Raw genomic sequence first — 22,503 nt, forward strand, 5'->3', positions numbered from 1 at the left:
CTCTAGTGCTGGCTCAAGTGCGTCAGCCGCCTCAAGCAGTGCGTCATCGGCCTCGACTTCAGCGTCTAGTGCTGGTTCGAGTGCGTTAGCCGCCTCAGCGAGTGCCTCATCGGCGTCAGCTTCAGCTACAAGCGCTGCCTCTAGCGCCACAGTAGCATCTAACTCAGCCTCTAGCGCTGGTTCAAGTGCGTCAGCAGCAGCGAACTCTGCAAAATTAGCAGAAAGTTCTGCTCAAAGTACACGAATGTTAATTGGTAATGACTTTACTGATTCATATGTTGCAGGTAAGAATACAGGGGTAGGTTCGCTTCGTATGGGAAATACAGCCAGCGCAACGGGTATTAATGCCACTGCAGCAGGTGAGAGTTCTGTTGCGTCAGCTGAGAATGCCTCTGCTTTGGGTAGTGGGGCAAAGGCGACGAAGAAAAATGCTACAGCGGTTGGTCACGGATCAACAGCGTCGGCAAAAAATACCACAGCTATTGGTCAAGGTGCAAAGGCGACGAAGAAAAATGCCACAGCAGTTGGTCAAGGCGCAAAAGCAACGGCAAAAAATTCAGTGGCGCTTGGTCAAGGCTCTATAGCTGATCAGGAAAATACAGTATCTGTTGGTACTGTTGGTAATGAACGTCAAATTGTTAATGTAGCGAGTGGTGGTAGCGTTAATACCAATGCTGCTAATATTGGAGATGTGAAACGTTTGGTTGGAGAAAGTGAAGCTCGGATTAATCAACGTATTGATGGAGTTGAACGTAATATTAATAGTTTTAATAAGGATGCGAATGCAGGAATTGCTAGTGCAATGGCAGTGGCTAACTTAGGCCAAGCTTATCGTCCAGGTCAATCTTCTCTTTCTATGGGAGTAGCACATTATAACGGTGGAACAGGGGTGGCACTGGGTGGTAGTCGACTCTCAGAGAATGGTAAGTTTATGCTTAAGGGAGCGATCACAACTAATAATCGTTCTAAGCATGGTGTAGCTGCCTCAGCAACATTTTTCTTTCCTTAAAGAAAAAGAGATTGGATGCTATAACGACAAGTTTCCTCAATGCTAGAAGGTATATCTAGTATTGAGGATATGCCATGTGTGACAACATAAATTTATTCAAATAAACGTTTGATTTCTTTTTCGTAGAAATAAGTGTTGACAGGGTTTGTAGGCAATAATGAATCTAAGTATTCGTTGGCTCTTTTTACATAGGCACTATGATGTTTGTCATGATTTTCAATAACATCTAGTAATACGTTTGCCCCATCAAACGCATCAAACTGATCATAATAGTAGCCTACGCCTTTTGGGAGTAATGTAGAATTATGAATAAAAGGATATCCGCCGTACAGTGCATCATTATAAGCATAGTTTAAGCCATTTTCCCATTGATGGCTGACTACAATATCCACATAGCGAGCCAGAAAATCTGGCATTTGATAGCGACCCTCAACAGTTAAAATTCCATCTCGTACTATATCTGTATAGCCAATAAAGTTATGTAATGTGGGATTATTACGTTTTTCATACGTATTGCAAACATAGTAATGCTTAATTTTATTTGGGTCTGTGCGATAAGCATGCTCACAGATGAGGATAGGGGTAAAGCAAGTTTTGAGTACATTGATGTTTGGCTCAAAAGAAGCAACCCGTTTTGCTGCGCCATCGTTAGTAGCTGATAGCCGAAATCTAGGTTATGTTCTTTTTTTATTCTAGCAATCACTTTATCACAGAATATTGTTCCCCAAATAAATGGAACAACGTAGGCTGGAGCATGATAAATGGTTGAGTAGTATGCCATCCCTGTATTTTGATGTTGCGGAGTTACCCACACAGCATCAAACTTAACTCCATTAGGTAATCGTCCAGCAGGACGGTCAAATAAAAAATATTCCATGTCCATGATGTAGTCATTGCCCATTTTATATGCCACGATTTTACCGCCATGTTCGTGCATTCTAGTGGCATATTGATGATCAATCACCAGAGTTCCTTCGATGAGTACATCTAACTCATCAAGGACTTCATCTACATAGGCAAAATTTAACGCCAAATCGTCTAGCATAAAACCCTCTGGAGGCTCTTTGCGTTTTTCTGGCCCCCATGAAACTAGCACGACGCTTTCAACAATCTCAGCCTGTCTAAATAACTGGTACAGAAAGATTACGTTTTGATTTGCACCATTCGCCCAAATATCAGCTTTGTCAGTTTCTAAATTGAAGGTAATGCCAATTCTATATTTTTTACACATACGGAAATTCCTGAGTCCTACGAGGGTTAGCGTGGAAAGTTAAACCTAAGTTACAGGCGCTAGAGTGAAAGAGTTTTTGATAAAGAGAGTAGCGTTTTATTATACCTGTAGAGTATTGGTATATTTCTACATCCTGCCTTCATCATGAATTCTGGCTATAGATGGAAAATGATGAAGGCAGGGAATGATAGTAATTATTTATTCGTTATCTTAGAATGATAGCGATGAAAATCACAAGAGAATGTTTATCAGTTATAAACGTCATACGTGAAATATTTCTTAGCAATTTTGTCATAAGTGCCGTCTGCACGGATTGCTTCAAAGGCTTTATTTAAGTCATCAAGTAATTGCTTATCTTCTTTGCGAACAGCAAATCCTGTACCTTCGCCAAAGATTTCTTTATCTGCTGAAGATGGTAATGGTTCACCTAAGATAGCAAAATCTTTACCTGAATCACTTTTTAAGAATTCATCTGTTACACCATTATCAGCAAAAACAATTTGAACACGACCTGTTACCAAGTCTTTTACAGCATCTTCAAATGTTTTGTAGCGTTTGATATTGGCATCAGTAAAGTATTTTGTTGCATATTTGTCTTGAATAGTACCTTGTTGTACACCTAGGTCAAGACCTTTTGTACCTTCTTTTGAAGGATCTGCTTTTGTTCCTTTTTTACCAAAAATAGGATTTGGTGTTGTCCAAATTTTTTGGGTAAAAGCAACTGCTTTTTTACGCTCTTCTGTAATGCTCATTGAAGAAGCAATTACATCAAATTTCTTCGCACGTAGCGCAGGAATAATGCCGTCCCATGCTTGGTTTTGGAATGTACATTTGGCTTGTAGTTTTTCACACATTGCTTTAGCAAGGTCAATATCAAAACCTACAATCTCACCTGATGGTGTTGTATATTCAAATGGAGGGTAAGTAGCATCGTTACCAAAACGAATTAAGCGCTCCTCAGCGTTTGCAGCACCACTCATCGCAATCATTGCTAAAACCGAAAGGCTGATAAATTTTTTCTTTAATAGCATAGAGAAACTTCCTTGAGAAATAAAAAGTAGTCTTGGAAATTTACTATAACGTGTTTAGCTTAAAAAAACTACTGATAAATACCCGTAATGTTTGTTTTTTATGACAAAAATTAGACAAATTAAGCGATTCGTAAGAGGATTATGTGGGTGAATGGTAGTGAATTATAGAAAAACCCTTATATATGAGTCAACAGGTACCTGCTACAATCTTTCTTGTTGAGTATGGTTCTCTAGGCTGTAAACGACAATTTCGGGTAAAATCGAACGGTTAATTTTTAAATAAGAAAAATGGTTAATATTTCTATTATTGCTGAATATATGCCTCGCATTTTAAGCGGCGCTGTATTGACATTAGAGATTGCTTTATTATCGCTATTATTGTCCGTCATTATAGGTTTAATTGGTGCGATAATGCGATTATCTAAGAATCCTGTGTTAGCTGGTGTTGCTACGGCATACTCTACGATTGTACGAGGTGTGCCAGACCTCATTTGGATGTTGATGGTTTATTACAGTGCCCAGATAGGACTTAACTCTTTGACAGAATGGTTAGGATTGCCTACGTTTGAAATTAGCCCGTTTTTGGCGGGAGTGTTCACGCTAAGTTTTATTTTTGGAGCTTATTTTACTGAAACCTTTAGGGGCGCAATTTTAGCTGTCCCATATGGGCAAATTGAGGCTGGTTATGCGTATGGTTTTAGTAGTTTTTCTGTGTTAAGAAGGATCACGTTTCCGTTAATGATGCGTTATGCTCTACCAGGGGTTCGTAATAACTGGTTAGTGTTAACTAAAGCAACAGCATTGGTATCAATCATTGGATTGGATGATATGACGAGGATTGCGCATCAAGGTGGTAGTGCTACACATTTACCCTTCTTATTTAATATGGTATCAGCCTGTTTGTTCTTGCTTATTACCTTTGTTTCTTTGCGTATTTTTGCTTGGCTAGAAAGACATTACCAACGCGGTGTTAGACAAGAGGAAAGTTATGAGTGAATCTTGGGATTTATTTTTAACGGCATTCATGGATTGCATACATGCCTTGCCGATTACAATTTTCTTAACTGTCGTGTCAGTGTTGTGTGGATTGTTAATGGCTGTGCCTTTTGCGGTCCTTCTTCAAAAAAAGCATACTCTGGTTGCTCGATTAATTAATGGTTTTGTGTACTTTTTTACAGGTACACCACTATTGATTCAACTTTATATCTTTTATTTTGGTATTCCAAGTCTTGATTTTGTGAATCATCTAATGCAGCAACCTGGATTTGGTTTTCTTAAAGGTAGTTATATATATGTGTTAGCAGCTTTAGCGTTAAATACAGCTGCTTATTCTACCGTCATTTTCTCAGGGGCTATCAAGAATACCGATAGGGGAGAAATTGAGGCAGCTTATGCTTATGGTATGTCGCCAGCGAAGGCTATGCGAAGGGTTATTTTGCCGTCAAGTTTACGAAGAGCCTTACCTGCCTATAGTAATGAGGTCATTATGACTATGCATGCGACTGCCTTGGCCTCCTCAGTGACAATTATGGAAATTACGGGAGCAGCTAGCTTTTTTAATAGTACTTATTATGAACCATTTATCGCCTATGCAGCAGCAGCTGTGTTATATCTAATTTTGAATACTCTGCTTGTATTAGGCTTTAGAATGATTGAGAAAAAATATTTAGTTCATCTAAAGAGTCGTATGTCAGCGACTTAAGTGATAGCACAAAACAACTCAAATAAAAGTTCTTCTTGGAACAAAAGGAAGTAAAAAATGCGTACAGAATTATTACCTATTGACTATATGACGCCAGGTATGCAAGCCCATGTGACAGCCTTGCATTTTGGTGATGAATCGTTGCCAAAGATTTATATGCAGTCAAGTTTACATGCCGATGAGATGCCTGGTTCGGTAGCTGCTTTTTATTTGCATAAGAAGTTATTAAAACTAGAACAAGAAGGACGTCTAAAAGCGCATATCGTATTGGTGCCTATGTGTAATCCTTTAGGTCTGGCACAAAGTATTAACTATATGCATATAGGTCGTTTTCATTTACCAACGGGACAAAATTTTAATCGCTTATTTACCGTGCCAATGAAAGAGGCATTATTTGCAGAGTTAGACAAAAATCCTTTTGTGTTTTCTAAAGATGCCAAAGAAAACACTAAAAAAATGCGAGAGGTGATTAAACGTGTATTAGATGATATGAAGCCTAGTAGTAATGTGCATTCTATGCATTTAAACTTATTGTCATTAAGTCATGATGCGGATATTGTATTAGACCTACACTGCGATAATTTTGCGCGACTACATATGTACACTATGCCTAGTACGTGGGAGCCTTTGGAGCCATTAGCACGTTATTTACAGTCTGAATGTCAGTTATTGTCGGCAAATTCAAATGCAAATTCTTTTGATGAAATCTTTTCAACGTTATGGGCATCGTTGATACAGCGTTATCCAAATGAAGCACTTGAACAAGCTACAATCAGCAGCACGGTGGAATTCCGAGGTGAATATGATTTAAGTCATGAAAACGGCCAAAAAGATGCCGACGGTATTATTCAATATCTAGGCTATCGTGGCTATATAGACCTAGCTGATCAAAAGCCTTTGCCTGATCTAGTGAATGAGCCGCACCCTCTTGAAGGACTCTATTATTTACCAACACCAACGACAGGGATAGTTGTTTATCGCGTGAAAGAGGGAGAGTGGGTGTCTGCTGGTCAAGAAGTAGCTGATATTCTTAACCCAATCACAGGTGAATGTACGGCGGTAACTAGTCCTCATTATGGATTTGTTTTTGCATTAAGTGGCTCTAGAGTAGCGATGGGTGAGCGAAAATTAATGAGTATTTCTTCACCATTTGATATTGGTAATCATAACCTATCGCCTTAATCTTTAATGTTATTTTAAAGGTACATCACTGATTAACGTTATTGTGTTGATATATTCGATTGAATAAAGGATGCATAAGTAAATAACTAGAGGAAAGCGTAGCTTTGAAATATAAAGTATGTGCTTTCCTCAGTGCTTTATTAAGTTTCCTTACTAAGTGTCAATCCTCTTGAGCTAACCAGTGTTGTAGTGCAATAAGCGTTTTGGAGTCTTGAATTTCTTGATTCTTTAACGCTTTTTTTACGTCTTCTTTACTTAGATAGACTTGACGAACAAACTCATCCTCATCTGTCTCTGATTGACTATTTTTAAGCAAATCATGTGCTTGATTATAAGTACATTTTTTCGTTACAAAAACCAGCTGCAGTATAAAAAGTATAGAGCAGTGTCATACGTTGGGCCGTGTATGGTGTTTCTTCAGCTAACTCACGAAAAGCACATTGCTCGGGAGACTCCCCTTGAACATCTAATTTACCCGCAGGAATCTCAAGCATGATTTTTCCACAAGGGTGACGATATTGCTCGACTAATATAACGGTATTATCTTGAGTAATCGCTAGAATAGCTACTGCACCGGGGTGTTTAACTAATTCTCTTGTCGCTGATTTGCCATTGGGTAGTTCAATGGTATCCACTTGTAAACTAATAACTTTGCCAGTAAAAATATGATTTGAGCTAATTAGTTTTTCGGTAAGGTTTTGGTTTTGCATAAGTATAGATATCCGAGTAAAAGAGGTTATTGGCTATGGAAATAGTGGTTTTTGAATGGTTAATTATTTTAATATGTATATTCTATTCGCTCACTATACTCATGCCTATTTCACAGGAACTATTATGGCATAAAACGACATGCCATGACTTTTTTATCCATTGTGGGTGGTAGGGTGTTGAAATCCTTATACTGTTCTTATTAGAGAGACATTAGTGTGGGGTATTAACAATGGGTATGTTCGAAACACAAGGTGATTATAGAGGTAATAACTATTATCGTTCTTCTCGTGATCAGTATAGAAATCTTCATAAAACATCAATTACTATAGCGCCAATAATGTCACTTATGTCATATTGTGGGCGCTATTTGTCTATGATTGGGCTATTCTGTGTATTATCTGCGTGTAGCACCATATCAGAAGAGAATGCTGCTCATCAGGCAGTGAATGAGGTAGAGTTATACCCCATCAATCAAACGTATTACCTCAAAAAAACAGCTCATTTACGTTCAGCACCAGACAAAGCATCTGCTAGTTTAGGCTATGTTAATAGAGGAACTAGTATTTATGCATTGGGTCATACAGGTACAGGATGGATAGCCGTAGGGAGAGACGGTGCAGTAATTGGTTATGTTTTTGCTGACCTAGTTAGCCAGACTAAAGTTAGTAGTGCGGGAAGAGTATCAAATACCGCCACTTTATCACCACAAGTTACAGAAAGTGGTAAACCCAAACAATCACAGCAACGAGAGAATCAGCATAGTCTTAGTCAGCAAGCAGATAAATCTACTATAAGAAAAGAGGAGGGGGCACAAACAAGAAACTATATCGACTTGGATCGTTTATCTATTGAGAAAGATAATAGGATAGGAGGTAGGGGAGAAATTGATTTGGATGGTGTTGGAGGTTGATATGGATGAAAAGATTACCATGGTTAATATAAGCAATATAAAAATTATTTCATATTTAAAATAAGTATGAGGCTAAAATGAGTCAAAAATATTATCGCCGTTATATTATGGGGCTATGTGTGGGGTTATTTTATGTCTCATCAGTATTCGCTCTAGCTAAAGATCAATCCAAAACAATACAAGCGCAGCAGAATAATGTGATAGAACAACAAGATGAGGGAGATGATAAACAGGCTAACAGCAGTGATAGTGTTAATCAGGAGGAGGTAGTAAACCAGCTGGCTGGTAAAGGAGATAATCTCTTGGTGCCTGAGAGAGGAATTGGTAAGCATAATCTGATACGAATTGCGTATTCAGCTAAGGAACGTATGGGTATTTATGTATATGGTGAAAAGGTTGATAAAGAAAGTTGGTGTCAGCCTAAGATGAATTTTTTTATTCAAAGTTCACAGCCTACTTATGAGAAGTTAACGCTTATTTTTCATAAATTACCTGATCTTCTGCAAACCTATTGTCCCAAAGCAGAGGAAATTTATTGGCAATTTGGAGGTCAGCCAACCGTTATTACTTTTGAGGGAAATAGTGAGAAGGAAAAAGCTTGGCAACTGAGTTTGAATAGTGCCTATTTTGTTAAAGAATTAAAGAAAATGGAGGCGTTATTAAAGCAAGTAGGGGATCAGGTTGTAGAGATGAAAAATAGCTTAAATATCGTAGAGTAAGGCATATATATCTATATGCTTCATTGTAGCTATTTAGTTTATAGCGTGATAAGTAGAGTATCTTGAGTATTTATGGATTTTAGGCTTTTCTATCTTGGTAAATAGTAAGATAATAGCTCTTTTCCATACTATTTTAGAGCCATCAGCAATGCGTTTTACCATTATTGGGCAAACTGGATTTTTACCCTTTTTAATTACTCGTCTATTCACTATGTTTGCGATTCAAATCCAGTCCATTATCGTGGGATGGCATTTGTATGATACCTTACGTGATCCGATGGCATTGGCATATGTTGGGTTAGCACAATTTATTCCCATGGTGTTTTGTTTGCCTATAGCTGGTGATGTGGCTGACCGTTATAATCGCAAAATTATATTAGCGATTGGCTTAATTATTGCTTGCTTATGTAGTGCATCATTAATGATAATTGCCATAGAAGGGAAGGATTATATCTATTGGACCTATGCGATATTGATTATTTTTGGCATGACACGTTCATTTATTAATCCTGTACTACAAAGTTTATTGCCACAAATTGTTGCTATGGATAAGCTACCACAATCACTTGCCACAAACAGTACGTTGATGAAGCTGGCCACTATACTAGGGCCTGTTAGTGGTGGTATTTTGTATAGTGTCAGTAGTGAGTTTTCTTATCTAGCATGTACATTATTCTTCCTGCTAGCGGTGATTCCATTAGTATGGGTAAAGCTTTTGTATGCTAACCAAACGCCAGTGACGGAGGCTTTTCAATTGAGTGCTGTTTGGCAACGCTTTGTGGAGGGAATTCTTTTTATTCGACAACGTCCTATTGTGCTAGGTGCGATTTCGCTTGATTTATTCGCTGTATTACTTGGAGGGGTTGTTACTTTATTGCCAATTTATGCGAGCGAGGTATTGCATGTTGGTGCACAAGGGTTGGGCATATTGAGAAGCTCGATGTCGGTAGGAGAAATTTTAGCAGGGATTTATTTAACAGCTTTCCCAATCAAAAAAGCAGTTGGTAAGGTCATGCTAGTAGCTGTAGCCCTGTTTGGGATGGCTAATTTGGTATTTGCATTATCGACTTGGTTTTGGCTCAGTGTGGCTGCGTTAATGATTGCTGGAATTTGTGATATGGTAAGTGTCAATGTCAGAAGTTCATTAATTCAGCTTTCGACCCCAGATTCTTTGCGTGGACGTGTTAGCGCAGTAAATATGTTATTTATCAGCTCATCTAATGAGCTAGGTGAATTCAGGGCAGGAAGTACGGCGCATTTCATTGGTACTGTACCAACGGCGGTGACGGGAAGTTTAATGACGTTAGCGGTTGTTTTCTTTATGCAATTAAAATTCAAATCGCTAGTTAATGTGAATACCTTTGCGGAAGCTGGTGTACAGAATCAAAAAAATATTCATGCCTAACTAGTGAGCAAGGCCATATAACGAATATAACGGAAATGGCTAATGTAAAGTAAGCAAATATATGCTAGTAGTAGTGGTGAGTGTTACGCTTCACGCAGTACAGCAAGTATAAAAACAAAACCTCAAACTAACAATAGTGCTAATTTGAGGTATTCAATATAGATTTAATTTTTTAAAACTGGCGGAGCGGACGGGGCTCGAACCCGCGACCCCCGGCGTGACAGGCCGGTATTCTAACCAACTGAACTACCGCTCCACACGGTAAACTTTACAGATATACACACTCGTGTCAAGAGTGGCGTCCCCTAGGGGATTCGAACCCCTGTACCCACCGTGAAAGGGTGGTGTCCTAGGCCTCTAGACGAAGGGGACAGGACAAATTGTGGCGGAGCGGACGGGGCTCGAACCCGCGACCCCCGGCGTGACAGGCCGGTATTCTAACCAACTGAACTACCGCTCCACACGGTAAACTTTACAGATATACACACTCGTGTCAAGAGTGGCGTCCCCTAGGGGATTCGAACCCCTGTACCCACCGTGAAAGGGTGGTGTCCTAGGCCTCTAGACGAAGGGGACAGGACTGTACTATAAAACCTTGATATCAGGTTGGTTTTTGACATCAAGAACATAACTATAACATAAAACTATAAAACTACAAATTAAATTTATAGTTAATGAATGGATAAATAATAGATTACATCATTTTGTTGCGTAAAAGATACTTTTAAAAATGGCTTATACGCTTATAAATAGCTCCTCAATATCAATAAATATCGTTTAAGCAGCAATCGTATTTAAAGAATGCTATCCTCCTGCCTAAATATGGATTAGTTGATAGCAGATAAGTTGTCGTTGTTGCTTATCATGATTCATTAGTTATACTTTTTTAATAATCCTAAGAATTTTTCTAATTCTTGGGCATTGTAGTCTGCTGGTAATACATGTTGAGTCAATTGTTCCTCAATTAGTTCATTTGTCAGTCCAGTAATGGCGCCTTTGATAGCAGCTACTTGCTGAAGTATATCCATACATGATGATTTACCTTCTATAACCGTGGTTTCAACGGCATTTAATTGACCTTGTAATCGTTTGATGCGATTTAGAATTTTTTTGTTGTGCTGTAAATGACTCATACTAATCTCTCACTAATTTTCTCTTGCTAAATATACTGGGAAGGAGTATATTATTAAATATACTACTAGGGAGTATTTTACATGACTGAGGATAAACATCAATGCCAACATCATTTGGATCCTTTGTGTAATCACCATAATGTTGAGTCGGCATCTCAGCAAAAAACTGGTGAGTTATATAAGGATGACTTTCATCGGCATGAACATGGTAATCATCATCAACATTCATTGCCAAGTGATAAAAAGATTCTGACAGTAAGCTTTATGTGTATTACTTTTTTTATGGCAGTAGAGTTTTGGGGAGGCTGGCGTTTTAATAGTTTAGCTTTACTAGCTGATGCGGGTCATATGGCAAATGATAGTTTGTCTTTATTAATTGCTTTGTTAGCCCTGTTTTTATCTACGCGTAAACAATATTATTTAGCAGGTTTAAATGGCTTATCATTAATTGTTGTGGCTATGATGATAATGAGAGAGGCTGTTGTACGATGGCATAATCCAGTAATGCTAGATGCCTTACCTATGATTGGTGTTGCTGTCTTGGGGTTGATTGTAAATATTAGTGTGGCGTGGATAATGCTGAAAAGTAATCATGAAAATCTTAATATTAAAGCAGCCTATTTACATGTAATAGCGGATTTGTTTGGTTCATTAGTAGCGATTACGGCTGGACTAAGTGCTTACTTTTTTTCATGGCAATGGGTTGATTTAGTCGCTAGTTTTATATTAGGTTTTTTTATCTTGAAAAGTGGTTGGGAAGTTTTATGGCAGGCAATACAGTTGTTGCTTAAACCAAAAAGTAGTTTGTCAAATGTATAATCAATTTTTTGCTCAATAAAAATAAAGGCTTATTTCTAATACAAAAGTTCAAGCAAAAAAGCAGGTATTATGCCTGCTTTTTTGTAGAGAAGCGTTAATTAATACAATAATTAAACGCCAATTAAAGACTAGTTATTGTTTAGTTTCTGGAAGTGCATAAGCAATGACATAATCACCGTGGTCAGGAGACTGTCTAGCACCACCCGCGGAAATAACAATATACTGTTTGCCAGTTTTTGGTGAAATATAGCTAATTGGAGTGCCTTGGCTACCAACGGGTAAACGATCTTTCCAAAGCTCTTTTCCTGTTGAACTATCAAAGGCTCTTAAATAATAGTCTTGTGTTGCCGCAAAGAATACTAATCCGCCTTGAGTAGCTAGAGGACCACCAATTGTTGGCATGCCAATGGGAATAGGTAATCCCATTTTTATCCCCATTGGACCTGTATCTTGAACAGTGCCTAGAGGTACTTGCCACGCAATTTGACGTGTTTTCATATCAATGGCCGTCATTGTTCCATAAGGAGGTTCTTGGCAAGGTACGCCTAGCGCAGACATGAAGCGGTTTTTATTCACTTTATAAGGAGTGCCTTTTAAAGGAACAGCACCCATGCCTACATTGACGGCTTCCCCTCCATTTGCTTGAGCAGCAATATCGTCAGGGGTTTGTTTCATTAATTCAATCCATAGACCTAAGCGCATATCATTAACAAATAAATAATGATGATTTGGATCAAAGGCAATGCTTCCCCAGTTCATGCCACCAAGAGAGCCAGGGAAACTTAAGGAAACATCTAGTCCTGGTGCGGTAAATAAGCCTTCATAGCGCATAGATTTGAAGCTGATACGGCACATCAATTGGTCAAAAGGTGTTGCCCCCCACATATTGGCTTCTGTTAGGGTTTGATTACCAATTTGAGGCATTTCCACAGAACGAGGCTGAGTCAATGAATATTGTTCATCAGGAACATTAGCCGCTTTCACGGGTTGTTCAATTACTTTTGTTAATGGCTTGCCTGTTACTCGGTCAAGCACAAAGAACTGTCCCGATTTTGTACCAATCACTACAGCTGGTTGTAAATGACCGTCAGGCATTGGAAAGTCCACTAAACTAGGTTGCATAGGTAAGTCAAAATCCCATAAGTCATTATGGACTGTCTGGTATACCCATTTTTGATGCCCTGTGGTTGCATCTAACGCTAATACTGAGGTATTGTAAATATGGTCAAGGGGACGACGATTGCCTCCCCAAAGGTCAACAGAAGAGCTTCCCATAGGCAAGAATACAGTATTCATTTTGGGGTCATAAGATAATGCTGCCCATGCATTAGCACCGCTACGGATATAAGTTTCACCTGGTTTGAGCTTGTAATTATTATCAGGGTTACGGGCATCAAATGCCCAACGCAGCTCACCGGTAATAACATCATATCCACGAATAACACCACTAGGCATATCCGCATCAACATTATCGGCAATACGACTACCTACCACAATAGTAGTACCTGCAATAGTAGGGGCAGAGGTGACTTCAAAACGCGGTGCTTCTGTACCTTTGCCTAATCCTTCTAAAAGATTAACGGTTCCATTATTACCAAAATCTTCACAGTATTCGCCAGTATCCGCATTGACAGCAATTAATCTAGCATCTGGGGTATTGGTATAAATACGACGAAGGCATTTGCTATTTGTAGAGACTGTTGTAACCGGTGTTGAGTCTGGTAGCGTAGGTTGTTCTAGAGGTTTTGTGCTATCAAAATAGGCAACGCCTCGGCAACGTTCCCAAGCGGCGGCTTTTGAGTTCACTTCTACTTTCCAGAGTTCTTTGCCCGTATCCGCTTCTAATGCGATCATATTGTTATGTGGGGTACATAGAAAAACTCTATTGTCCACTTGCAGTGGCGTCAGTTGATCCTCTGCATTATTACCACTTCCTGTAGTGAAATCACCTGTACGGTAGCGCCAAACTTCTTTGAGCTCCCCTACATTTTCACGAGTAATTTGTGCGAAAGGAGCAAAACGGCTGCCGCCTGAGTCATTACCATAATGCTCCCAGTTGCTAGGCGTTTGATTGGTGGGCACAGAAACTAAATCTAGTAATTTACCATTGCTAGTTACGGTAGGGTAAGGCTTAAACATTCCTGCTAAACTAGCCAGCATGCCTAATAAGACGAGAGTGCCTGAAAGTAAGGCAGGCGTTCTTAATGTAGATTTTCCTTCTAAGCGTCTTAATGATGGTAATGTGAAGAGCAATAGCATCAATAATCCCGCAGGAAACATTAAGCGAGAAAACAAGGGCCAAAATGCCAATCCTGACTCATAAAATGCCCAGATAACTGTACCAATAAAGGTAAGTAAGAATAACCAAACGGCAGCTGATTTACGGCGAATCAAAAGTAGTGATGTGAGTAAAATAGCAATACCGGCAATCACGAAATATAACGAACCACCTAAAGAGGCTAATTTAACACCACCGACAGTAAAAAATAAGCCAGTGAAGAATAGTAATAAAAATAAAATGGCATACCAAAATTTGAGCGGAATAGACATCCGTTGTGATCTTGACATCATGGTTTGGGGGGACTTATTCATAATGAGTTCCTAATAAGAAATGATGACTCAATATAGTTCCATATCTACGAAGAATAACAAAATACATTTAAAAGAGAGTTATAAGTTAAGGTAAATGCTTATGTATTAATAGAGATAGAGAAATAACACGTTAATTTTTGAACCATCATGAACGTGAATAGGTTTTATTATAAGCTTTTAACAAGACTTACAAAAAAGAATAAATGATTTTTTAATTAATCAGGTAAACTACTCAACAAGAATCAAAGAGTTTTTTGCTGACTGTGAAAACAGTCAGCGAGACTGCTGATAAAGTTAAAATTTTGGAGAATGAATCGTATGTTAAAACTTTATTATATGCCTGGTGCTTGTCCTCTTGTCCCACACGTTGCATTAGAATGGGCGAAAGCAGACTATACCATTCAATTGGTAAAAAGAGAGGAATTAAAATCACCTGATTTTTTAGCCAAAAATCCACAAGGAAGTGTTCCTCTGCTAGAGGATGGCGACTGGAGATTGGCTCAGAATGTAGCTATTGTTGAATACATTAATACCTTGTATCCTGATGCGCATCTTTTTGGGCAAGGTTCGCTTAAGGAACAAGCCAAAGCACGCCAATGGCTGGCATTAGCTAATACAGACTTGCATGGTAGTTTCGGTATTTTATTCAAATTACCATTTTTAGCTGATAGTGAAGAGGCTAAGGAGAAAATCTCTACGGTAATGATTGGTCGCATTAAAAGCATTTATGCACAAGTGGAGAAGGCCGTGTCGGCTAATGATTATTTATGTGGGAATACCATTACAATTGGTGACGTATATTTTTATGTTATCAGTCGTTGGGCAGCGACATTGAAAGTTGATTTAAGTGAGTTTACGAATTTAGGAGCATATTTCAAACGCGTTGAAAATAATGCTGGTGTGCAAAAAGCGTTAAAAGATCAGGGCTTATTGGGCTAGAGTAGCCTACACTAAATTCATCTAATAGATGGAAATAAAAGCTCTTGTAGTATGCAAGTAGAGTTTCGTTTCTATTTTATGATAAAAGAGCATGGTTAATCATGGCTTATTCGGTAAGATATTGTTCTATCTCATACCATTGACTTAAGCATGCTCCTACTTTTTTCTAGAAAAGCCTTTACTATGGCAAAGCTCTTTTGTGTAAACGAGCTTGATACTTATAAATCCCTATTCTGTTATTACTCATATAAATAAAGGGATAGAGTAAGAAACCCCAGCCGTTAAGCAGTGCTGTCATACTATGGGTGATATTGATGAAGTCAATTTGTGTTAATTTAGGGTTTAACTGTACAACTTCTTTGCCATCAACTACTCCCCATTGAAAATCAACATTCATTTTACTGACCGCATCATGAAATTTTCCTTTGTTAACCCAGCCGGTGTAAGCTAAATCGAATAAAGCAGTAAATTCCTGAAATGAATCTGTCAGTAAGTTTAGAAATGACTTAACTTCTTGTTCAGTTAAGTACATCAAGACTCCTTCGGCGATTAATAAGAGTTTACGACCATCTACATGGATGTCTGTTGGCCAGCTTGGATCAAGAATCGATTTGGTGATATTATGTACTCTAGGATGAGCATCAAATAAGAGCTCTCTTGCGGCAATTGTTTCTGGATAATCAATGTTATACCAATCAATCGTACCATTATCAATACGATAAAATTCTGTATCTAAGCCAGCACCTAAACAAATAACGATGCAATCTGGATATCTGTGTAAAAATTTTTTGATTTGGGCATCAAAGACTAAGGCTCTAGCCAACACACCATAATATGATGACCAAGCATGATTGAATTTGTCAAAATTGTAATCAATTTTATTGAGAATTTCCCAAGAAAGCTTATCATTTAGTACAGAGTGATAAGGGGATGTATAGTCTTTCGCTTTAATATACAACGTAATTAAAGCTGTTTCTCCTACGGCATTTAAGGATAATTGCATGGCACGCCCTCCTTGTAATGTCCAAATAAAAGTCACATTAAGATCATACTAACATTAATTCCATTTAATGTATATAAATGGGGTTTAATTTTTAATAAAATCAATTACTTAGTTAAAAATCATGAGAAAGATGGCAGATAACAGGCTGTGTGGAATAAGTAGGTAATTAAAAAGCAAAAAGGGTTAGCTAAATAAAAGCTAACCCTTTGATATTTCTGGTGGAGGTAAGCGGGATCGAACCGCTGACCTCTTGCATGCCATGCAAGCGCTCTACCAACTGAGCTATACCCCCAAAGACAATCTTAGATAAGGGAGTTATCTTACCTCTAACGCTAAATATTTGTCAAATACTTTTCGGCGTAGCGCCATTAATAAAATCCCGACAATAATAATTAAAATCCCTTTATTACCTAAGCGTGAATATAATGTGAGTCCCTCTGTTCCTTGAACCATCACATCTAAAACACCTGCTGAGTGATAAGGAAGAATAGCAACCACATCACCATTAGCATTGATATGAGCAGTAGCACCTGTATTGGTAGCACGTAACATAGGGCGAGCTGTTTCTTGGGCACGCATACGAGCCATTTGTAAGTGTTGACCTAATGCAGAGCTATCGCCAAACCAGGCTAAATTGCTAACGTTAAAAAGGATATTTGCACCTGGGTTAAGATTTTCAGTATCTCCAAATTTGACTTTATGGGGATATAGAGCAGGTAATAACTCTTCTCCAAATACGTCTTCATAGCAAATATTAGCTGCAAAAACATGGTTATCAACGATAAAGTTTTGCTGACGTTTTTCGCCACGATTAAAGTCTCCCATTGGAATACCTATCGCTTCAACAAACCAACGGAAACCATAAGGAATGAACTCCCCAAAAGGGACTAGATGTTGCTTGTCATAACGAGGAACACCATTTTGTTCATATAGGCGATTGATATCTGTTTGTCCATTGATGAGTAGAATACTATTTGCCACATATGGACTACCGTCAGAAGGGTTTTTAGCTAAATAAGGTGTACCAATAAAGAAATCTGCATTGAGCTTTTCTGCTTCGTGGCGGATATGTTCCCATAATTCAGGGGCTAAGTTTGATTGATAGCCAGGAATGATAGTTTCGGGAAAAATAACAACTTTAGGTGGATGTTGAGTATCTGCTGGGGGTAAATTGGCTAATTCAAAATGGCTCATTAAGCTATTAAGCATATTGGCAGGATTAAATTTATCATGCTGATTAATATTACCTTGTACCAAACGCACAGAAATTGGTGTGCCAGTAGGGTGACTCCAATTTAGCTGATGCAAGCCTATACTACTTATTATAGTAATCGCTAATAGTGCAACAATCACAGGAATAGAGGCTTTTTTTAGGGGGGCTTCAGATTGTGTGCTAGAGTTTTTTCTTTGATAGAGAGCAAGCGCTAATAGAGCTGCACATAAAGCTGCCATAAACGCTACGCCATATGCGCCTAAAATAGGTGCCCAACTTGCCAAAAATCCATCTACATGAGCATAGGCAATAGTTAGCCATGGGAAACCTGTAAAGATAGTTGCTCGTAACCATTCACCGAGTGCCCAAGTCGCTGCTATTAAAAAAACAGTGAAAATGCTTGGGCGATTTATGGGGGTAAAAAAACGAAAGATTGCTGCGGCTAACATGGGGTAAATGCTCAAGTAGGCAGAAAGATAAAAATACCGCAGCAGCAGCTAAGGGAGGTGCAAGATTACCATAGGTGTTCATGCTAATAAATAACCAGTAAATACCAGCACAGAAATGACCAATGGTGAAAACAAATGTTCTCATCAACACTTGTTTAATAGAAGTACTACTTAGCCAATAATAAAATAAAATGGCTAGTGTAAAAATTTCAATATAGCTCAATAAATAAGCAGGTATTACGCTAGCAGAGAAGCTTTGAGCATGAATAATACCTGCAATAAGTAAAATGATCCAAGGCATACTATTAGGATTCTTGTGGTTGAGGAGATGGTTGTGCTCGTCGAATATGGATCCATTGAGCACGTTTTTCATCGGCACGAAGAACTTTAAATTTAAAATGGTGGAATTCGTAGGTGTCACCACGTTTTGGGATATGGTCTAACTCAGCAGCTAACCAACCACCAATTGTGTCATATTCGTCTTCTGGAATGTTGGCATCAATGGTTTCGTTTAAATGTTTAATGGAACTAACACCCATAACTCGCCAACTGTTTGCTGACTCGGGGAAAATCGTTTGTTCGGCGTCTTCATCGTATTCATCTTCGATATCGCCAACAATCTGTTCGAGTAAGTCTTCCATGGTGACTAAACCAGTCAGGCTACCATACTCATCAATAACAATTGCAATGTGATTGCGGGTGGTTTTGAATTCTTGCATGAGATTGTTTAATGCTTTTGTCTCTGGGACAAAATAAGCAGGGCGCACAAGTGAGCGTAGACTTTGTTCTGGGTTTATGACATAGCGCAATAAGTCCTTAGCTAACAATAAGCCGATAATATTATCTTTTTCTACTTCATAAACAGGGAAACGAGAATGCGCTGTTTCAATGATAAATGGCACAATCTCACTGATAGGCTGATTAATATCAATACAGTCCATTTTTGAGCGAGGTACCATAATATCGCTAGCGATTTTTTCGCTAAAAGAAATAGAGCCTAAAATCATGTCATAAGCATCTTGATCGATGATGCCTTTTTCATGGGCGCTATTGAGTAATTCATTAATATCTTCGCGATCCTCAGGCTCATGCTGTAGACTAAATAAGCCTTTTACTTTTTGAGAAAGACGACGAGCTAACGAATGTTTGGCCGATGTTTTTAAGTCCGAATCAGGGGCCGCGGACGGATAAGGTTCAGTGGACATCTTTGGACGTCAAGTTAAGGAATAAATAGAATAACCTAAAAATATGAAAAATTGGTTAAAAATTTTTAACTTTACATTAATTGTATGTAGATATCATTAAAAATCATATGGATAATTTGGCTTATTTTATGTCTCATAAGGGTTAGGAAATCCTATATCGGCTAGAATCTTCGCCTCTAGTGCTTCCATTTCTTGTGCATCAGCTTCTTCGATATGATCATAGCCTAGTGCGTGTAGAACTCCATGGATAACTAAGTGTGCTGCATGCTGTTTAAGCGTTTTATGCTGCTGTTGAGCCTCTTGTTTTAGTATAGGGACACAGATAATAATGTCTCCTCTAACGGTATCTAACTCATCAATGCCATATTCGAAAGTTAGTACATTAGGGGCGTAGTCTTTTTCTCGATAAGCTTTATTGAGGGCGATTGCTTCTTCAGTATCTACAAAGCGAAGGGTGAGTTCAGCCACGTCAAAGGCTACGTCTTGATGAGCAGCCTTAACAGCGCGTAACGCCCATGCCCGCAATTGTTGGCGGCTTAATTCGGGTACTGCAACAGTATATTGAACGGTAAATTGCAACATAATGATTATCTAGTAGAAGAATCTTTTTCGTGGTTTTCGTAGGCATCAATAATACGAGCGACTAAAGGATGTCGGACAACATCTTTACTGGTAAAACGACTAATCTGGATGCCTTGGATATTTTGTAAAATACTTAACGCATGTGCTAAGCCACTCTTTTGTCCTTTGGGGAGGTCGATTTGACTTGGATCACCCGTGATGACAGCCTTACTACCAAATCCAATACGAGTTAAAAACATTTTCATTTGTTCTGGTGTCGTATTTTGAGCCTCATCTAAAATCACGAATGCATGATTAAGTGTACGACCACGCATATAGGCAAGAGGGGCGATTTCAATCGTTTGTTTTTCGAAGAGTTTTTGGACTTTTTCAAAACCCATTAAATCATACAATGCATCGTAGAGAGGTCGTAGATAAGGGTCAACTTTTTGTGCTAAATCACCAGGTAAAAAGCCTAATCGTTCACCTGCTTCAACAGCAGGTCGTGTCAGAATAATGCGTTGTACATTATCACGCTCCAAGGCATCAATAGCACAAGCTACGGCTAGCCATGTTTTACCCGTACCGGCAGGTCCCACGCCAAAGGTAATATCGTTGCGTAAAATATTTTGTAAATAGTTTTTTTGGCGAGGAGTGCGAGGACGTAAATCGCTTTTACGAGTGCGTAGATGAAAAACCTCGTTTTCATCGGTGAGAGAGGGTAATTCTACATCTGACTCAGTATTCTCAGTTGTTTTTTTCTTCTCAAACTTTGCTTTTAGTTCAACTAGCCCTAATTGAATATCGTCCACAGATAGTGCCGTATGACGTGCACGCATGAAGAAGACTTCAATTGTGTTAGCAGCAGCTTGAGCATTTTTACCCTCCACTAGGACACGATTACCATTGCGACCGATATGCACATCCCAAGCAACGGCAATTTGGCGTAAATTTTCGTCCAAAGGTCCTAGAAAATTAGCGAGATGGGTGTTGTCCCCATCAAGCATAACAGAGATAGATTGTTGTTTATTAGTCATCCTGTTTAGTCTTTGTGAACGACTTCGCCACGTAAAGAGTTAGTGTAGACTGCCGTGATTTTTACATCAATCATTTGACCGATGAGACGATTGCCACCTTGGAAATTCACAATACGGTTGTTTTCGGTACGTCCCATGAGTTCATTACTATCGCGACGAGATTTACCTTCTACCAGAATACGTTGAGTGGTACCAAGCATTTTTTCACTAATCGCTTTAGCTTGTTTATTAATCTGTGCTTGTAAGCGCTGTAAACGTTTTAGCTTGACATCATAAGGCGTATCGTCGTATAAATCTGCTGCTGGTGTGCCAGGACGACGAGAGTAAATGAATGAGAAAGAGGTATCAAAATTGACATCTTCAATCAATTTCATGGTTGCCTCAAAGTCCTCATCTGTTTCCCCTGGGAAGCCTACAATGAAGTCCGAAGATAAGGTTAAGCCAGGACGGGCTGCATATAATTTACGCACAATAGATTTAAATTCAAGCGTAGTATAACCACGTTTCATGGCAGCTAGTACACGATCAGAGCCTGCTTGAACAGGTAAATGCAAGAATGGAACTAATTTAGGTAACGTAGCATGGGCATCAATTAAGCGTTTTGTCATCTCTTTAGGGTGAGATGTGGTATAACGAATTCGCTCAATACCAGGAATTTCATGAATATATTCTAACAGCATGGCGAAGTCTGCAATTTCCCCTGTTTCTTTCATCACGCCACGATAAGCATTTACGTTTTGCCCTAATAAATTGACTTCTTTAACGCCTTGGTCAGCTAAGTCAGCCACCTCAACTAAAACATCTTCAAATGGACGAGAGATTTCTTCACCGCGAGTATACGGTACAACACAGTATGAACAATATTTACTACAACCTTCCATAATAGATACAAAGGCTGTTGGTCCATCAACACGGGCTGGTGGTAAGGCATCAAATTTTTCGATTTCAGGAAAGCTGACATCTACCTGAGCTCGACCAGTCGCTTCTTTTTGATCGATTAATTGTGGTAAACGATGCAATGTTTGTGGGCCGAATACCACGTCCACATAAGGTGCTCGTTGAATAATCGTGGCGCCTTCCTGACTAGCCACGCAACCACCTACACCAATGACGAGATTAGGATTTTTCTTTTTAAGTAGATTCATACGACCTAAGTCAGAGAATACTTTTTCTTGGGCTTTTTCACGAATGGAGCAAGTGTTTAATAGAATAACATCAGCTTCCTCAGGGTTTTCTGTTAGCTCTAAACCCTTTTCGGCATTGAGAATATCGGCCATTTTTTCAGAGTCGTACTCATTCATTTGGCAGCCAAATGTTTTAATGTAAAGTTTTTTGGCGCCTTCTGGAAGAATGACTTGTTCGCTTTCGATTGGCGTGGTTTGTTGAGTAGTAGCGCCTTCGCGCTTGATAGATAATTCTTGCATAATAGATGTACCGTAACGGGTTTTTCCCGGGGGTAAAGTTTAAAAGCGTTATTGTACTCGGTTTATTAAGTAAAAATAGCTATCTTTTTGTTTTAAAACAAAAAAATGTTTAGGGCTTTAACTATATTTGAGAACGTTAAGTATAAAAAATTAATTGTCATTGAATAGTCATATCCACATCATAGAATTAATTCACTTTTTATTAAGTATTTCTTGTCTATTCACTGA

Annotated in this window: 21 protein-coding genes, 5 tRNA genes and 2 pseudogenes; 9 read left to right on the plus strand and 19 right to left on the minus strand. The window is 38.7% G+C overall.

Going from position 1 to position 22,503, the window contains the following annotated elements; genetic code table 11:
* A partial coding sequence (locus V757_RS23485; RefSeq protein WP_023951779.1) for a YadA family autotransporter adhesin occupies nucleotides 1–1,009 on the plus strand: 1,009 nt, incomplete at its 5' end.
* A gap of 92 nt (nucleotides 1,010–1,101) precedes the next feature.
* On the opposite strand, the gene V757_RS29630 is transcribed toward V757_RS23485, so the two are convergent.
* From V757_RS29630 to V757_RS23495, 3 genes and pseudogenes are all read right to left on the minus strand, one after another.
* Nucleotides 1,102–1,617 (minus strand): DUF2827 domain-containing protein, encoded by a 516-nt coding sequence (locus V757_RS29630; protein ID WP_261796548.1) that lies wholly within the window; start codon nucleotides 1,615–1,617, stop codon nucleotides 1,102–1,104.
* Nucleotides 1,618–1,664: 47 nt separating this feature from the next.
* A pseudogene (locus tag V757_RS29635) lies at nucleotides 1,665–2,240 on the minus strand (DUF2827 family protein); the annotation flags it as partial.
* A gap of 248 nt (nucleotides 2,241–2,488) precedes the next feature.
* Nucleotides 2,489–3,271 carry a transporter substrate-binding domain-containing protein gene (locus V757_RS23495; protein WP_023951781.1) on the minus strand — a complete coding sequence of 261 codons (783 nt, stop codon included), beginning with the start codon at nucleotides 3,269–3,271 and terminating at the stop codon, nucleotides 2,489–2,491.
* 288 nt (nucleotides 3,272–3,559) lie between these two features.
* Between V757_RS23495 and V757_RS23500 the strand changes: the two genes are divergently transcribed.
* Genes V757_RS23500 through V757_RS23510 form a run of 3 tightly spaced genes read left to right on the plus strand, consistent with a single transcriptional unit; the run spans nucleotide 3,560 to nucleotide 6,155 of the window.
* Nucleotides 3,560–4,267, plus strand: a complete 708-nt coding sequence (locus tag V757_RS23500; RefSeq protein WP_023951783.1) for an ABC transporter permease — start codon at nucleotides 3,560–3,562, stop codon at nucleotides 4,265–4,267.
* A complete protein-coding gene (locus V757_RS23505) occupies nucleotides 4,260–4,973 on the plus strand; it encodes an ABC transporter permease (protein ID WP_023951785.1) in 714 nt (237 codons plus the stop codon). The genes V757_RS23500 and V757_RS23505 overlap by 8 nt, the downstream gene beginning before the upstream one ends.
* Before the next feature lie 57 nt (nucleotides 4,974–5,030).
* Entirely contained in the window at nucleotides 5,031–6,155 is a 1,125-nt protein-coding gene (locus V757_RS23510) for a succinylglutamate desuccinylase/aspartoacylase family protein (protein ID WP_023951787.1), read from the plus strand.
* 160 nt (nucleotides 6,156–6,315) lie between these two features.
* Here the strand turns inward: V757_RS23510 and V757_RS29360 are convergent, their stop codons facing one another.
* The gene (locus V757_RS29360; RefSeq protein ID WP_245587022.1) at nucleotides 6,316–6,471 is read right to left on the minus strand and encodes an NUDIX hydrolase; all 156 of its coding nucleotides are present in this window, start codon (nucleotides 6,469–6,471) and stop codon (nucleotides 6,316–6,318) included.
* Nucleotides 6,472–6,484: 13 nt separating this feature from the next.
* Nucleotides 6,485–6,865 carry an NUDIX domain-containing protein gene (locus tag V757_RS23515; RefSeq protein ID WP_245587023.1) on the minus strand — a complete coding sequence of 127 codons (381 nt, stop codon included), beginning with the start codon at nucleotides 6,863–6,865 and terminating at the stop codon, nucleotides 6,485–6,487.
* 230 nt (nucleotides 6,866–7,095) lie between these two features.
* Here V757_RS23515 and V757_RS23520 point away from each other — a divergent pair, with 230 nt between their 5' ends.
* From V757_RS23520 to V757_RS23530, 3 genes are all read left to right on the plus strand, one after another.
* Nucleotides 7,096–7,776, plus strand: a complete 681-nt coding sequence (locus tag V757_RS23520; RefSeq protein WP_023951789.1) for an SH3 domain-containing protein — start codon at nucleotides 7,096–7,098, stop codon at nucleotides 7,774–7,776.
* 77 nt (nucleotides 7,777–7,853) lie between these two features.
* Nucleotides 7,854–8,495 carry a hypothetical protein gene (locus V757_RS23525; RefSeq protein WP_023951791.1) on the plus strand — a complete coding sequence of 214 codons (642 nt, stop codon included), beginning with the start codon at nucleotides 7,854–7,856 and terminating at the stop codon, nucleotides 8,493–8,495.
* Nucleotides 8,496–8,589: 94 nt separating this feature from the next.
* The gene (locus V757_RS23530) at nucleotides 8,590–9,900 is read left to right on the plus strand and encodes an MFS transporter (RefSeq protein WP_245587024.1); all 1,311 of its coding nucleotides are present in this window, start codon (nucleotides 8,590–8,592) and stop codon (nucleotides 9,898–9,900) included.
* A 179-nt stretch (nucleotides 9,901–10,079) separates the two neighbouring features.
* Here the strand turns inward: V757_RS23530 and V757_RS23535 are convergent.
* The 5 genes from V757_RS23535 to V757_RS23555 form a co-directional block, all read right to left on the minus strand.
* Nucleotides 10,080–10,156: transfer RNA gene (locus V757_RS23535), tRNA-Asp, on the minus strand.
* Nucleotides 10,157–10,196: 40 nt separating this feature from the next.
* Nucleotides 10,197–10,272: transfer RNA gene (locus V757_RS23540), tRNA-Glu, on the minus strand.
* 11 nt (nucleotides 10,273–10,283) lie between these two features.
* Nucleotides 10,284–10,360: transfer RNA gene (locus V757_RS23545), tRNA-Asp, on the minus strand.
* A 40-nt stretch (nucleotides 10,361–10,400) separates the two neighbouring features.
* Nucleotides 10,401–10,476, minus strand: a tRNA-Glu gene (locus tag V757_RS23550).
* Between the two features lie 296 nt (nucleotides 10,477–10,772).
* Nucleotides 10,773–11,033, minus strand: coding sequence for a metal/formaldehyde-sensitive transcriptional repressor (locus V757_RS23555; RefSeq protein WP_023951795.1), 261 nt, complete (start codon nucleotides 11,031–11,033; stop codon nucleotides 10,773–10,775).
* Between the two features lie 81 nt (nucleotides 11,034–11,114).
* Here V757_RS23555 and V757_RS23560 point away from each other — a divergent pair, with 81 nt between their 5' ends.
* Nucleotides 11,115–11,852 (plus strand): cation diffusion facilitator family transporter, encoded by a 738-nt coding sequence (locus V757_RS23560; RefSeq protein WP_023951797.1) that lies wholly within the window; start codon nucleotides 11,115–11,117, stop codon nucleotides 11,850–11,852.
* 132 nt (nucleotides 11,853–11,984) lie between these two features.
* On the opposite strand, the gene V757_RS23565 is transcribed toward V757_RS23560, so the two are convergent.
* Nucleotides 11,985–14,444: a glucose/quinate/shikimate family membrane-bound PQQ-dependent dehydrogenase gene (locus V757_RS23565; protein ID WP_023951799.1), complete on the minus strand. Its 2,460-nt coding sequence runs from the start codon at nucleotides 14,442–14,444 to the stop codon at nucleotides 11,985–11,987.
* Between the two features lie 318 nt (nucleotides 14,445–14,762).
* Here V757_RS23565 and V757_RS23570 point away from each other — a divergent pair, with 318 nt between their 5' ends.
* A complete protein-coding gene (locus tag V757_RS23570; RefSeq protein WP_023951800.1) occupies nucleotides 14,763–15,383 on the plus strand; it encodes a glutathione S-transferase family protein in 621 nt (206 codons plus the stop codon).
* 181 nt (nucleotides 15,384–15,564) lie between these two features.
* On the opposite strand, the gene V757_RS23575 is transcribed toward V757_RS23570, so the two are convergent.
* The 8 genes and pseudogenes from V757_RS23575 to miaB all read right to left on the minus strand — a co-directional run bounded on the left by V757_RS23575 (nucleotide 15,565) and on the right by miaB (nucleotide 22,275).
* Entirely contained in the window at nucleotides 15,565–16,386 is an 822-nt protein-coding gene (locus tag V757_RS23575) for a class I SAM-dependent methyltransferase (RefSeq protein WP_023951803.1), read from the minus strand.
* A 216-nt stretch (nucleotides 16,387–16,602) separates the two neighbouring features.
* A tRNA-Ala gene (locus V757_RS23580) sits at nucleotides 16,603–16,678 on the minus strand.
* Nucleotides 16,679–16,701: 23 nt separating this feature from the next.
* Nucleotides 16,702–18,096, minus strand: coding sequence for an apolipoprotein N-acyltransferase (lnt, locus tag V757_RS23585; RefSeq protein ID WP_315970383.1), 1,395 nt, complete (start codon nucleotides 18,094–18,096; stop codon nucleotides 16,702–16,704).
* Nucleotides 18,077–18,421 (minus strand): annotated as a pseudogene (locus V757_RS29970) (hypothetical protein); the annotation flags it as partial. The pseudogene V757_RS29970 and the gene lnt, both read right to left, overlap by 20 nt.
* Nucleotides 18,354–19,253: a CorC family transporter gene (locus tag V757_RS23590; RefSeq protein WP_023951804.1), complete on the minus strand. Its 900-nt coding sequence runs from the start codon at nucleotides 19,251–19,253 to the stop codon at nucleotides 18,354–18,356. The pseudogene V757_RS29970 and the gene V757_RS23590, both read right to left, overlap by 68 nt.
* Nucleotides 19,254–19,379: 126 nt before the next feature.
* Nucleotides 19,380–19,835 carry an rRNA maturation RNase YbeY gene (gene ybeY / locus V757_RS23595; RefSeq protein ID WP_023951806.1) on the minus strand — a complete coding sequence of 152 codons (456 nt, stop codon included), beginning with the start codon at nucleotides 19,833–19,835 and terminating at the stop codon, nucleotides 19,380–19,382.
* 5 nt (nucleotides 19,836–19,840) lie between these two features.
* Entirely contained in the window at nucleotides 19,841–20,851 is a 1,011-nt protein-coding gene (locus V757_RS23600; RefSeq protein ID WP_023951809.1) for a PhoH family protein, read from the minus strand.
* A 5-nt stretch (nucleotides 20,852–20,856) separates the two neighbouring features.
* Nucleotides 20,857–22,275, minus strand: a complete 1,419-nt coding sequence (gene miaB, locus V757_RS23605; protein WP_023951811.1) for a tRNA (N6-isopentenyl adenosine(37)-C2)-methylthiotransferase MiaB — start codon at nucleotides 22,273–22,275, stop codon at nucleotides 20,857–20,859.
* Nucleotides 22,276–22,503 lie beyond the last annotated feature (228 nt).

This window comes from Pelistega indica (assembly GCF_000506865.1).
Classification (GTDB): domain Bacteria; phylum Pseudomonadota; class Gammaproteobacteria; order Burkholderiales; family Burkholderiaceae_B; genus Taylorella; species Taylorella indica.